General features: G+C 67.1%; 12 protein-coding genes. 3 read left to right on the top strand and 9 right to left on the bottom strand.

Features of this window, described 5'->3' with window-relative positions; genetic code table 11:
- Positions 1-4: 4 nt before the first annotated feature.
- The 8 genes from JWN03_RS36130 to JWN03_RS36095 form a co-directional block, all read right to left on the bottom strand.
- A complete protein-coding gene (locus tag JWN03_RS36130; RefSeq protein ID WP_297624813.1) occupies positions 5-505 on the bottom strand; it encodes a hypothetical protein in 501 nt (166 codons plus the stop codon).
- Positions 506-879: 374 nt separating this feature from the next.
- Entirely contained in the window at positions 880-2,025 is a 1,146-nt protein-coding gene (locus JWN03_RS36125; protein ID WP_297624810.1) for an acyl-CoA dehydrogenase family protein, read from the bottom strand.
- Between the two features lie 171 nt (positions 2,026-2,196).
- On the bottom strand, positions 2,197-2,997 hold the full coding sequence (locus tag JWN03_RS36120; protein WP_297624807.1) for a lysophospholipid acyltransferase family protein: 801 nt from the start codon (positions 2,995-2,997) through the stop codon (positions 2,197-2,199).
- Between the two features lie 167 nt (positions 2,998-3,164).
- Positions 3,165-4,646, bottom strand: a complete 1,482-nt coding sequence (gene hflX / locus JWN03_RS36115) for a GTPase HflX (protein WP_297624805.1) — start codon at positions 4,644-4,646, stop codon at positions 3,165-3,167.
- Between the two features lie 62 nt (positions 4,647-4,708).
- Positions 4,709-5,626, bottom strand: a complete 918-nt coding sequence (gene dapF / locus JWN03_RS36110; protein WP_297624803.1) for a diaminopimelate epimerase — start codon at positions 5,624-5,626, stop codon at positions 4,709-4,711.
- A 40-nt stretch (positions 5,627-5,666) separates the two neighbouring features.
- The gene (locus JWN03_RS36105; protein ID WP_297624800.1) at positions 5,667-6,488 is read right to left on the bottom strand and encodes a TrmH family RNA methyltransferase; all 822 of its coding nucleotides are present in this window, start codon (positions 6,486-6,488) and stop codon (positions 5,667-5,669) included.
- On the bottom strand, positions 6,489-7,421 hold the full coding sequence (gene miaA / locus JWN03_RS36100; RefSeq protein WP_297624798.1) for a tRNA (adenosine(37)-N6)-dimethylallyltransferase MiaA: 933 nt from the start codon (positions 7,419-7,421) through the stop codon (positions 6,489-6,491).
- Entirely contained in the window at positions 7,418-8,167 is a 750-nt protein-coding gene (locus JWN03_RS36095) for a hypothetical protein (RefSeq protein WP_297624795.1), read from the bottom strand. The genes miaA and JWN03_RS36095 overlap by 4 nt, the downstream gene beginning before the upstream one ends.
- A gap of 175 nt (positions 8,168-8,342) precedes the next feature.
- On the opposite strand from JWN03_RS36095, the gene JWN03_RS36090 reads away from it, so the two are divergent.
- Positions 8,343-9,767: a DUF349 domain-containing protein gene (locus JWN03_RS36090; RefSeq protein WP_297624793.1), complete on the top strand. Its 1,425-nt coding sequence runs from the start codon at positions 8,343-8,345 to the stop codon at positions 9,765-9,767.
- A gap of 264 nt (positions 9,768-10,031) precedes the next feature.
- Complete coding sequence (locus JWN03_RS36085; RefSeq protein ID WP_297624791.1) at positions 10,032-10,844, top strand: phosphatase; 813 nt, start codon at positions 10,032-10,034, stop codon at positions 10,842-10,844.
- On the opposite strand, the gene JWN03_RS36080 is transcribed toward JWN03_RS36085, so the two are convergent.
- Positions 10,834-11,844, bottom strand: a complete 1,011-nt coding sequence (locus JWN03_RS36080; RefSeq protein WP_297624788.1) for a GlxA family transcriptional regulator — start codon at positions 11,842-11,844, stop codon at positions 10,834-10,836. The genes JWN03_RS36085 and JWN03_RS36080 overlap by 11 nt on opposite strands.
- 70 nt (positions 11,845-11,914) lie before the next feature.
- Between JWN03_RS36080 and JWN03_RS36075 the strand changes: the two genes are divergently transcribed.
- Positions 11,915-13,327, top strand: coding sequence for an MFS transporter (locus JWN03_RS36075; protein ID WP_297624785.1), 1,413 nt, complete (start codon positions 11,915-11,917; stop codon positions 13,325-13,327).
- Positions 13,328-13,363 lie beyond the last annotated feature (36 nt).

The raw sequence follows: 13,363 nt of genomic DNA, 5'->3' as shown, positions 1-13,363 counted from the left end.
GGTTTCAGCAGGCCAGGTCGACGAGACTCGGCTTGCTGACACTGTTGGCCGCACGGCTGATACTGCCGGCCGCACGCACCGCGGCCGATACCGCGACCACCGGCGGCACCCAGCGGGCCTCTTCCGGGGAAATCTGCCAGCGGGCCGCACCGCTCGACACCCGGGCCGGCGGCAGCGGAACTCCGGCGCCGTCGGTGTACACGATCGCGCCGGCGGCGCGCAGTGCTTCGATTGCCTTTGCCGCCTTGGCGATGCCGACCACCAGGTGGATCTCGCGGCGCTGCGGCCCCGGCATTTCGATCACCGGGCCGATCAGCTTGTTCGCCCGTAGGAACTGGCCCACCCTCGCGGCCAGGACGCCGCTGACCTCGATTGCCGCGATCGCCTGGTCGGTGATCAAGCAAGCGCCATTGGCGGTTTCGGCGACCGTCCACCCGAGCCGGCTGTAGTCGTGCGCGATATCCGGCATAACCACGGCGACTGATCTCGGAAACGTAGCGGGCACTGTCTTCTCCATTTCACCAGGTCGATCAGATCTCACATCGCTGTGACGGACGATTCAGGTTGCTAGGGCTACCCTCGTCTCCGAACCTGTGCGTCAAATCCGTCAAGGCTGGGAACTTCCCTACAGAATGCTTGCGGTAACGAACCACCCCGGCAATTCTGCGCGATTCGGCCGTCCTGGGCATCGCCCGGAGGTCGCGGCCCAGGTACTCCTTTGGTCGGACCCGCAGGCCGTCTTACCCTCAGACAACCTTAGATAACGTTGCGCCACAACCAATTATGCCGAGACCCTCGCTACTGCTTGCGAAGTAGCGAGGGTCTCACGGAATCGAGGCTGCTGCAGCGGTCGGCGCGGGGCGCCGAAACCGGGTCCTATCAGGCCAGTTTCAGGCTGCGCCCGATGATTTCCTTCATGATCTCGGTGGTGCCGCCGTAGATGGTCTGCACCCGGGCATCCATGTACGCCTTGGCGATCGGGTACTCCCGCATGTAGCCGTAGCCACCGTGCAGCTGCAGGCATTTGGTGATGAGGTCCAGCTGCTCCTCGGTGCTCCAGTACTTGGCCATGGCGGCCTCCTCCACGGTGAGCTTCTCCTGATTGAGCAGCTCGATGCAGCGGTCGACGAAGACCCGCACGGCCGTGGTCTTGGTGGCCAGCTCGGCCAATACGAAGCGGGTGTTCTGCTGGGCGCCAATGGGTTTGCCGAACGCCTTGCGGTCGCGTACGTACTGGATGGTGCCCTTCAGCGAGCCCTCCATGGCCGCCGCCGCCATGACGGCGATGGACAGGCGCTCCTGTGGGAGGTTCTGCATGAGGTGGATGAAACCCTGCCCCTCGGCGCCGAGCAGGTTCTTACCCGGGACGCGCACATCCTGGAACGACAGTTCGGCGGTGTCCTGCGCCTTGAGGCCGATCTTGTCCAGATTGCGGCCGCGCTCGAAGCCGGCCATCCCGCGCTCGACCACCAGCAGCGAGAAGCCCATGGCGCCCTTCGCCGGATCGGTCTGCGCGACCACGATCACGATATCGGCATTGACGCCATTGGTGATGAAGGTCTTGGAGCCGTTGAGGATCCAGTCGTCGCCGTCCTTGACCGCGCGGGTCTTGATGCCCTGCAGGTCGGAGCCGGTGCCGGGCTCGGTCATGGCAATGGCGGTAATGATCTCGCCGGAGCAGAAGCCGGGCAGCCAGCGCTGTTTCTGCTCCTCGTTCGCGAGCTCCAGCAGGTAGGGGGCGATCACGTCATTGTGCAGGCCGAAGCCGAGACCCGAGTACTGGCCGTAGGTGACCTCTTCGGTGACAACGGCGTTGTAGCGGAAGTCCTTCACGCCACCGCCGCCGTACTCCTCCGGCACCGCCATACCGAGGAAGCCCTGCTTGCCGGCCTCCAGCCAGACCGTGCGATCGACAATGCCGTCGTGCTCCCACTGCTCATGATTGGCAGCGACGTGCTGGTCGAGAAACTTTCGGAACGACTCCCGGAACAGATCGTGTTCAGGTTCGAAAATAGTGCGTTCCACGCCAACCTCCTGAGTGACCACATCGGCACATGCCTCTGCCTGACACGGTACTAGAAAGTCGAATCAGGGTTAACTTCGAACCCCGGAAAAGTGGTTCGAACTGCGAGTGTCTCCCTTGACCTCGCGGTACGAAGCCACTGAACCCCGGTAAACTACCGAGAGATCGGCAAGTCACAGACCCATGGCTGAGAGCGTGCGTCCGAGCAGATGGCGGCCACGGTCCCGGGACCGCTCGGCGAGCAGGAAATCGAGCTCACCTTCGAGTGCCTTGCGCGTCACCGCCTGAAGTTCGACGGCAGCGGCCTCGATATCCGGGGCATCGCGCCACGGGCTGGTATCGATCGGCGTTCCCAGCGCGTAGTAGAAGCGCTCCGGCTTGGGCACCAGCGTCGGGCCGAGGCCGCGAATCAGCGGCGGCGTCAGATTCGCGCGCAGCCCCAGACCCGTGACCGCCTTGCGCAGCGGGCGCATGACCGGATGGTTGCCGTCGAAGACGATGTCGTAGATATCGTCGCCACCGACCATGGCGATCGGCACGATCGGCGCACCGGTCTCGATTGCCATGCGCGCGAAGCCCGTTCGGCCCTCCCAGAGCAGCTTGTACTTCTGCCCCTTGCCGCGCATGGCTTCCCGGCCACCGCCGGGGAAGACCGCCACCGCCTCGCCCGCCTCCAGCAGCGCGTAGCAGTTGTGCCGATTGCCGCGCACAACTCCCAAGCGGTGCAAGCCATCTCGCAAGACCGGCACATCGATGAGCACATTCTCGGCGAGGCCCCGCACCAGCCGGTCATGTTCGACGAGGATCTCGTGCGCCAGCACCGGCGCATCCGTCCCACCGGCCAGGGTGTGGTTGCCGACCAGCAGCACCGGACCCTCGGCCGGGAAATTCTCCAACCCGTAGAAGCGCGGACTGAACCAGGCGCGCGACGGCGCCACCAGCAATTCGATCGCGCGCCGATCGGTATCGGTCAACGCGACATGCAACGGCGCCCCATCCGTGAGCCCCGGCGTCTCGGACTTTCGAGCGTCATTTCGAGACAAGACATCCCTCCCTGCAGAGATTTCGATAACAGCATGCTAACGAAAATCCCCGCAGGGGACCCAGTCGGGTAAGCCCGGCCCTTGCGGACCTTTGCGGCTCAGTCGGTTTCGGCCGGTTCCGTACCGGCAGAGACGAATTCGGTCAGCGCACCGGCCAGCGACTGCGGGACGCGGGCGCGGACCCGGGTGCCGGACTCCACGTGCTCGGAGCTGATGATGCGGCCGTCCGCGTGAATGCGGGCCAGCAGATCACCACGGGTGTAGGGCAGCAGCACGCTGACCTCCACATCCAGACCGCCGAGAATATTGGCGAGCTGGGCGCGCAGCGCCTCGATGCCCTCACCGGTTTTGGCGGAGACGAAGACCGCATCCGGCAGCCAGCCGCGCAGCTGGGTCAGCTCCATCGGCTCGAGGGCGTCGATCTTATTGACCACCAGCAGTTCCCGCGGCGCGGGCGTCTTGGTGTCGCGCAGCACATCGGTAATGACCTCGCGCACGGCCTTGATCTGACCGTCGGGCAGCGGGTCGGAGCCGTCCACCACATGCAGCAGCAGATCCGCGCCGGTGACCTCTTCGAGGGTGGAGCGGAAGGCCTCGACCAGCTGGGTGGGCAGATGCCGGACAAAACCGACGGTGTCGGTGAAGACGACCTCACGCCCGTCTTCCAGCGCGGCCTTACGGGTGGTCGGATCCAGGGTCGCGAAGAGCGCGTCCTGTACCAGCAGCCCGGCGCCGGTGAGCGAATTCATCAGACTCGACTTGCCCGCATTGGTGTAGCCGACAATGGCCACCTGCGGTACGCCACTCTCGACACGGCGAGCGCGCTTGGTATCGCGAGAGGTCTTCATCTCGCGAATCTCGCGGCGCAACTTGGCCATGCGCTCACGAATGCGCTGCCGGTCGGTCTCGATCTTGGTCTCACCGGGACCACGGGTACCGACACCACCATTGGCGCCGGCGCGACCACCGGCCTGCCGGGACATGGACTCACCCCAGCCGCGCAGTCGCGGCAGCATGTACTGCATCTGCGCGAGCGCGACCTGCGCCTTGCCCTCACGAGAGGTGGCGTGCTGGGCGAAAATATCCAGAATCAAGGCGGTGCGGTCGATGACCTTCACCTTGACTATCTTCTCCAGCGCGGTCAGCTGCGCGGGGCTCAGTTCACCGTCGAGGATGACCGTATCGGCGCCGGTCTCGAGGACCATGGCCCGCAGCTCCTCGGTCTTGCCGGAGCCGATGTAGGTGGCCTTGTCCGGTTTATCGCGGCGCTGGATCAGCGAATCGAGCACCTCCGAACCGGCGGTCTCGGCGAGGGCGGCCAGCTCGGCCATGCGCGCATCGACCTGGGCGGTGCTGCCCTCGGTCCAGACGCCGACCAGCACCACACGCTCCAGGCGCAGCTGCCGGTACTCGACCTCGGTGACATCCTCGAGTTCGGTGGACAGCCCGGCGGTGCGGCGCAATGCGGCGCGCTCGTCCAGCTGCATCTCACCGACTGTCGGCGACGCGGACCAACCGGCCTCGGCGTCGTCGGTGTTCTCCTCAGCGGGAGTGAACTCGTACGTCTCTTGTTTACTCATACGCCTCCATAGTCCCACGGACCAACGGAACAGCGCATTCGGTTATTTCAGAGCGATTCGTATCAAGCGTCCTGCCACCATTTGGCGGCGATTCTTCCGCTGGCCACGAGAACCGAGGGGCCGCGGAGCCAGGCTGCGCCGTTTTCGATGCCTACGGTGACGGTGCCGCCGGGGATGTGGACCTGGACGTGGCCGGTGTCGGTGGCGAGGTCGAAGCCGTCGCGAGCCAGGGCGGCGGCTGCCGCGGCGACGGTTCCTGTTCCGCAGGAACGGGTTTCGCCCACTCCCCGCTCGAAGACACGCATGTCTACACCGCGCTGGCCGTCCGACGCGACGCCCAGAGCAGTGAGGATTTCCACGTTCACGCCCTTCGGAAAGAGGGTGTGGTCGAAGGACGGAGCGTGGGTGAAGTCGAGTTCGCCCAGTTCCTGATGCGTGAGGGTGGCGTCCACACAGGCCAGGTGCGGGTTTCCGACGTCGATGCCGAGGCCGGTGAATTCACGACCGTCCAGGGTGGCGGTCGAGGGGCCGAGTACGCGGACCTTGCCCATGGCGACGGTGACCTCACCGTGCACGGGATCGGCGTGGTGCACAACGACCGGGCGTGCGCCCGCGCGGCTGCCGACTACGAACTCTTCGCTCTGTTCGAGACCCGTCGCGACCAGATAGTGGGCGAAGACACGGACGCCGTTGCCGCACATTTCGGCGATCGAGCCGTCGGCATTGCGGTAATCCATGAACCAGTCGCTGGGACTCACGCCCTCGGGGAGCACCGGCAGGGTGCCGGTCTCGAGGAGTGCACCCGCCCGCGCCACGCGCAGGACGCCGTCTGCGCCGATGCCGCGCCGGCGATCGCACAGGGCCGCGACGCGCGACTCGGTCAGTTCCAGCCACGCGTCCGGATCGGGCAGCACCACAAAATCGTTCTGAGTGCCGTGCCCCTTGCTGAATTCGATGTCAGCTGCGCTCTCGTTCACCATGTCGTCCTCACCAACACCGTCGTACCCGGACCCGAAGTTTTCACCGCAACGCCCGGCGTTGCCGGGAAATTTCGTACAGGGCCACTGCCGCCGCCGACGGCGCACCGAGGGTGCCGTCCGACGGAATGCACGCCAGCTCGTCGCACGCCTGCTGCCAGGCGGGGCCGAGCGTCTCGCTTTCATCACCGATGACCAGTACGGTGCCGCCGCCGAATTCGAGCTCGTCGAGGGCGATTCCGCCGTGATCGTCACTGCCGACGATACGGGTGGCGATACCGCGCCGGCGCTGCCGGTCCCGGAATGCGAGCACCTGCGCCGGCCCGGAGGCACGTAATACCGGCACCGCGAAAAGCGCGCCGTCGGACGCCTGCACGCTGCGCGGATCGTAATGGTCTGCGCCGGAACCGGTAATGATCACGCCGCCCGCCCCGAAGGCCGCCGCCGAACGAATGAGCCCGCCCAGCCGCGCGGCTGAGACCGGGCGGTCGATCACCACCACATTCGGCGGATTCTCCGGAGTACCGGGCGCGAAATCCTCCAGCTCCATGCGCCGCGAGATGGCCACCGCCACCAGTTCCGGCACCTGTTCCGAGGGCTCTGCCAGTTCGGCCATCACCTCGGGCACCAGTCCGACGCTCGGTACGCCGCTCGAGTCGAGCACCTGCCGGGCCCACGCCGACGGCTCCGGACCGCCCAGGCGGTAGACGAGAGTCTCCAGCGGCCAACGGCATTCGAGCGCCTGGGCGATCGGCCGCATGCCGTGCACCAGAAACCGATTGTCCCGAAGCCGGCTGGCACGATTCTTCAGGTACGCCTGCCACACCTGGACCGAGGCATTGCGGGCGTTCGCGCGACGGGTCACTTACCGCACTTCCTGTTCATCCTTCTCGGTCGAGGAGTCGATGAGGGCCAGCGCCGTGGCCGCCAGCTGGGGGTCCGCGCCGTTCACCCATCGCACCCGCGTATCGCGGCGGAACCAGGAGCGCTGGCGCCGGACATAGCGCCGGGTACCGATGAAGGTGCGCTCCTGTGCTTCGTTCAGGTCGTATTCGTTGTCCAGGTAGTCCAGGACTTGTGCGTAACCGATTGCGCGGCGGGCGGTCTGGCCGTCGCGTAGTCCCTGGTCGATGAGCGTGCGCACTTCGTCGAGCAATCCGGATTCGAACATGCCGGCGGTACGCAGCTCGATGCGGGCGTCGAGTTCGGTGGTCTCGCGGTCCACACCCAGAATGATGGCGCCCCAGCGGGGTTCGCCGATCTGCGGAGCGGAGGCGGCAAACGGCCTGCCGGTCAGTTCGACCACCTCGAGGGCGCGCACCATGCGGCGGCCGTCGGTGGGGAGGATGGTGGCGGCGGCGACCGGATCGGCGGCCTGCAGCGCTTCGTGCACGACCACCACACCGCGCTCCTCCAGCAGGGCTTCCCATTTGGCGCGGACCGTCGGGTCGGTCGCCGGGAAGTCCCAATCATCCAGCAGCGCCTGCACGTACATCATCGAACCACCGACGATGACCGGTGTGTGGCCGCGCGCCATAATCGCCTCCACATCGGCGCGCGCGGCGGTTTGATAGGCGGCGACCGTGGCGGTCTCGGTGATATCGAGAACGTCGAGCTGGTGGTGCACGATGCCGCGGCGTTCCTCGACGGGCAGTTTCGCGGTGCCGACATCCATACCGCGATACAGCTGCATGGCATCGATATTCACGATCTCGCCGTGTAGTCGCTCCGCCAGATCCAGTGCCAGATCGGATTTTCCGGTCGCGGTGGGGCCGACAACCGCAATGGGGGTGATCATGCCGTGCCGCCCGGGTGCCAGACGCTCACGTGGTACGCCACACCGAACGGGGCTGCGGCGTAGTAGGTTTCGACCTTCGGATCGGTGTCATCAGCACCGAACAGACCGGCGAGGACCTGATAGGCCGGGCGGCCGGCGACATCCAGTTCGGCGCACAGCTGCGGGTCGAGGGCGGCCAGCGCGGCCCGGTCCCCCGCCGTGAGCGCTCGATCGATATCCGCCTGCACCGCTTCCGCGCGCGCATCGAGGTATCGGGGCGCCTTCGTGGACATGGTTGCCGCACCGTCGCCGACAATCAGGACGCCATACCGGTCGGTCTCGGCATCGAGCTCGGCGCGGAGCCGGGTGCCGAGGGCCACACACTCCGCGGGTGTGCTGTCGGCGGCTATCAAGCGGGCCTGCGCGGAGGCTTCGGGAGCGACCTGCTCACGGAGCCAGCCACCGATCAGCAGCGGCAGCGGCAGCGCCGGGTCGGCCGTCGTATGTGCCACGGCCCTTGACAAACCCACGCGCACATCGACGCCGTAGCTCCGGAACGTGCCCACCGTCTCCGGGCCCAGGACCCGATCGGACTCGGCCGCGCCGACCACGATCCAGCGCGACACCTGCTCGGAGAGCGCTCCCGCGGCGGACAAAACAGCGCTGCGCAGCACAGCTACTTCACCGTCGGTCGCTGCGCCTGCCGCGCCCCCGAGTTCGGGTACCAGGGCGGGCGGTGAGGGAACCAGCGACGCAACACAGAACACGCCGTCAACCGTAGCGCTACCGTGCCTCACCAGCCCCACCCCGCCCGGGTCGCCGCGCCGCTTAGGTGGCCTCAAAGACAGCATTTCGCACCCCAGCCTGGTTGAATGGGTTGTGCTAGACAGATGAGCTAGGGCGTAACCAGGCAGCCGTGACGCGCGGCAGGGACGAGGAGCGATGACCGAGAACAGCGGAAACGAGAAGGCTACCCAACCGGAGTCGACACCGACGCCTGTGCCCGGCGCCGCCGCTCGACCGTCACCGGCCACTGTCGCCGGTCCCCGTCCGGGGCCCGGGCCGCGCAAACCGGAAGCCCCGAAACCGCACGCCGTCAAGCCTGCTCCCGGCTCTACGACCCCGCATCCGCATCCGGTGGTGGTGCCTGCCGTGAGCGACCCCAGCCAGTGGGGACGGGTCGATGAGGACGGCACCGCCTGGGTCAAGACCATCGAGGGCGAGCGTGTTGTCGGCTCCTGGCAGGCCGGCGATACCGCCGAGGGCCTGGCTCACTTCGGCCGTCGCTTCGACGATATCGCCACCGAGGTGGCGCTGCTGGAGGCCCGGCTCGCCGCCGGTACCGACGCCCGTAAGACCAAGACCGCCGCCACCGCGCTTGCCGAAACATTGCCGACCGCGGCTGTCATCGGTGATATCGATGGGCTGACGACCCGGCTGCAGGCCATTATCGAGCACTCCGACGAGGCGGCCGCGCACGCCAAGGAAGAGAAGGACCGCTCCCGGCACGAGCAAACCGAGCGCAAAGAGGCGCTGGCCGCCGAAGCCGAGCAGATCGCCACCGAATCCACGCAGTGGAAGGTCGCGGGCGATCGGCTGCGCGAGATCCTCGACGAGTGGAAGACCATTCGCGGTGTGGACCGCAAGGTCGACGACGCGCTGTGGCGGCGCTTCTCCAAAGCCCGCGAGGCGTTCAACCGCCGCCGCGGCGCGCACTTCGCCGAACTGGATCGGGAACGCGCCTCCGCCAAGACCCATAAGGAAGGGCTGTGCATCCGGGCCGAGGAGCTCTCCAGCTCCACCGACTGGGCCGGCACCGCCGCCGTCTTCCGGGATCTGCTGGCCGAATGGAAGGCCGCCGGACGCGCACCCCGCGAGGCCGACGAGCAGCTGTGGAAGCGCTTCAAGGCCGCACAGGATGTGTTCTTCGCGGCCCGCAACTCCGCCGCTTCCGAGCGTGATGCCGAATTCGAGGACAATGCGACAGCCAAGGAAGAGCTGCTGCTGCATTACGAAGGCCTCAATACCGAAACCGGTCTGGATTCGGCCCGCGCCTCCCTGCGCGATCTGCAGGAGAAGTGGGATGCCATCGGCAAGGTCCCGCGCGAGCGCATCCACGACCTCGAGGCCCGCCTGCGCGCCGTCGAAAAGCGCGTCCGCGATGCCGTCGACGCCCAGTGGCGCCGCTCCGATCCGGAGGCCATGGCCCGCGCCGCCCAATTCCGCGAGCGCGTAGCGCAATACGAGGAGCAGGCCGCAAAAGCCCAGGCCGCAGGCAAAACCCGCGATGCCGAAAAGGCCCTGGAACAAGCCCAGCAGTGGCGCGAATGGGCCGAAGCCGCCGAAGGCGCCGTCAGCCAGCGCTAGACCCACCACGAGAACGGCCTGGGCAACCGAATTCGGTCGGCCCAGGCCGTTTTCGTCGGCCTGCTCGGCTCGAAGCCCCTCGTCGGCCTGCCCGGCTCGAAATCCCTCGTCATCCCGGCACGCTTTTGGCCGGGATCCACAGAACCCGTTGGAGCACAGCCGGTGGATCCCGGCAAAAAGCATGCCGGGATGACGACGCGGGTGGATTCCTTTGGGGGGCAGATGAAACCAGCGTCACTCGGGGAGCGGCGTTAGGCTCGCTGGATGGCACCGAACCGGGAAGCACTTATCGCGCATCTGCTGGCGACCGGAATGGCGGGGCGGGTGGCCACGCCTCGGGAGAACAATCTGCTGCATTATCTGCTGCTGGCGCATCGGGATCCGGATTATTTGTTCGGGCTGGATCCGGGGCCGCAGTGGACCGCGGATGCGGTGCTGGAGCTGATGGCGCGCAAGGTGGGGGTGAGTCCGCGGCTGAATTTCCGGCGCGGGGTGGACACCATCGATCCGGAGCGGACGGCCGCTGCACTGGATCGGTATGCCGCGCGATTCCGGGTGGCGCTGCGGGATCGGCAGCGGGTGCTGTTCGCCACCGGTCATCCGCGCACGCTCGGGCCTTTCTATCAACTGCTGGCCGCGGCGTTGGAGCAAGCGGGTGGCACGGTCGTGAATGCCGGTGCGGGACTGGGATACGACGGCGAGACGCGGTACGGAATACAGCGACTGGAGGTCGACTTCTTCCTGGGCGTCGCGACGCTGCACGATCCGGGCGGCCCGATCCATACGCATTCGGCCGAGCCCGTTCAGATCGTGCTCGCAGAGCTCGCGCACACCGGCGATCGGATGCCGGATCTTGTTGTCGCCGATCATGGTTGGTGCGGCGGAGCGGCGCAGGCGGGCCTCGACGCGATCGGCTTCGCCGACTGCAATGACCCGGCCCTGTTCGTCGGCGAGGAGGAGGGCACGGTCGCCGTGGCGGTGCCGCTCGACGACGGCATCGACCCCGACAAGTACGGGCTACTGGCCGATTACATCCTGGCCGACTCCTACAGCGACACAGCGGATCTCAACCGGTGACAACCTCGTGCCTGCTGGCGCGATGAGAGCGGCGGTATTCGCTCGGTGAGACGCCCACCTCGCGGCCGAAGTGCGCGCGGAGGTTCGCGGCAGTGCCGAGACCGCAGCGTTCGGCGACAATATCGACGGGAAAGTCGCTGGCCTCCAGCAGTTCCCGGGCGCGGATCAGCCGCTGGGTGAGCAGCCACTGCAGCGGGGTGCCGCCCAGTTCGGCGTGGAAGTGGCGGGCGAGGGTGCGTTCGCTGGTATTGGCATGCCGGGCCAGATCCGAGACGGTGAGCGGCCGGTCCAAGCGGTGGATGGCCCACTGCAGCGTGGCCGACAGGCCGCTGTCGTCCGGGTAGATGGGGACCGGCGATTCCAGGTACTGCGCCTGGCCGCCCGCTCGGTGCGGGGGCACCACGAGATAGCGGGCGGCGGCATTGGCCGCCCCCGACCCCAGATCCTTGCGAATCAGGTGGATGCACAGGTCCATTCCCGCCATGGTGCCCGCACTGGTGAGGATGCGGCCGTCATCGATATAGAGCACCGACGGGTCGACCTCGAGGTGCGGAAAGCGTTCGGAGAGTGCGCTGATATGCCGCCAGTGTGTGGTCATGCGGCGGCCGTCGAGCAGCCCGGCGGCCGCCAGTACGAAGGCTCCGGTGCACAGCGAGGCGACGCGGGCGCCGGCCTCGTAGGCCGCGCGGACGGCGTCCACCAGATCGGCGGGCGGGTCTTCGCGCACATTCGGGACGGACGGGACGATGACGGTATCGGCGCGGACCAGATCGTCGTAATCGTGATCGGTCAACGCCACGAACGGATCTCGCAGCTCCGCCGACCGGGTGCCGCGCGGACCGCAGAGCTGGAAGCGGTACCACGTGTCGGGATCGACGCCCAGTGGCGGCTCGTAGAACACCTGGTAGGGAATGGCGACTTCGAAAATCGGCATGCCCGGCGCCACGGCGACCGCGAGAGTGCCTGGATCGGTGTGCGTTCCCGGCCCGTTCTGGTCCATGTCAGAATCCTATCGCATCATGGCATTCCTGCCACTGTTCGCCGGAATGCCTCGGTCGCATAGTCGAATCATGACGACAACGACCGAACGGGAAGCAGCGCTGCGGCAGCAACCGCAGGATGCGCCGAACCCCCGGCGCTGGCAGATTCTGGCCATCGCCGGCATTGCCCAATTCCTCGCCATTCTCGATCTTTTCGCGGTGACCGTCGCCTTCCCGACCCTGCAGGCCACCTTCGGGACCTCCACGAGCGCGGTGTCCTGGACGCTGAACGCGTACACCATCGTCATGGCCGCGCTGCTCGTCCCGGCCGGGCGACTGGCCGACGACACCGGCCGTAAGCGCGGATTCCTCATCGGTATAGCGCTTTTCGGGCTGGCCTCGATCGCCTGCGGCCTCGCCCCCACCCTGGGGACGCTCATCGCGGCACGGGTGGTGCAGGCCGCGGCGGCCGCGCTGCTGGTGCCGACCGGTCTGGGATTGGTGCTGCCGAGCTTCCCGCGCCGGGAACACGCCACCGTCATGGGCATCTGGACCGCCATTGCCGCCGCCGGCGCGGCCAGCGGACCGGTACTGGGCGGACTGCTCCTGCAGGCCGGATGGCGCTGGATCTTCTTCCTGAATGTGCCGTTCACGCTGGCGGCCTTCATTCTCGGCATTCTGGTGCTGCCGGATATCAAGCTGCACGCGAAGCGGCGGCTGGACCTGCTCGGCGCACTGCTGATTCTCGGGGCGACCGCGGGGTTCACCACGGTGTTCGTGCAGGCCTCCACCTGGGGGTACACCGGCCCGGCCACCCTCGGCTGCCTGGCCGCGGCTATCGCGCTCACCGGCTGGTTCGCCTGGCACGTCCGGCACCATCCGGATCCGGTGGTGAGCCCGGTCGTGCTGCGGCACAAGCTGTTCCGCACCGCCACCTTCGGAGTGTTCTGCTACTACCTGGCTTTCGCCGCCATGATTCTGGAGGCGACGCTGTTCCTGACCGAGCATTGGCACTACTCGGTGCTGGAGGCCAGTCTCGGGGTCGCGCCGATGCCGATCAGCTGCCTGGTGCTGTCACCGTTCTCCGGCCGCTTCATCGCCTGGGTCGGCGCTCGCGCCTCGGCCGCACTCGGTGGTGCGAGCCTGGCGGCAGGCTGCGCCTGGTGGGTGGTGACCAGTGGGTTCACCGATTCGTATGCGCTGGTCATACTGCCCGGCAGTGTGCTCGCCGGAGCCAGTACCGCGCTGCTGCAGCCGCCGCTGTTCGGGTCCGCGGCACTGCTGCCGGCCGATCAGATCTCATTGGGTTCGGGCACTCTCATGATGGCGCGTCAGACCGCCTCGGCGCTCGGCGTCGCGATCCTGATGGCGATACTCGGTGAGGGCACACAGCGGACCCTGGGCGAATTCCAGGCCGGTTGGATCTACATGGTGGTCGTGGGCATCGCGGCTATGTTCGCCGGTCTGGCGTATCGACCGAAAACCATGGCCGAGCCCGCCTGAGAAGCCCACGAAAAAGGCCCGGCGGTCACCGAATTC

It is taken from the genome of Nocardia sp. (assembly GCF_025465275.1).
GTDB lineage: Bacteria > Actinomycetota > Actinomycetes > Mycobacteriales > Mycobacteriaceae > Nocardia.
The sequence above is the reverse complement of the archived record's forward strand: the minus strand, read 5'-3'. Positions and strand labels throughout refer to the sequence as shown.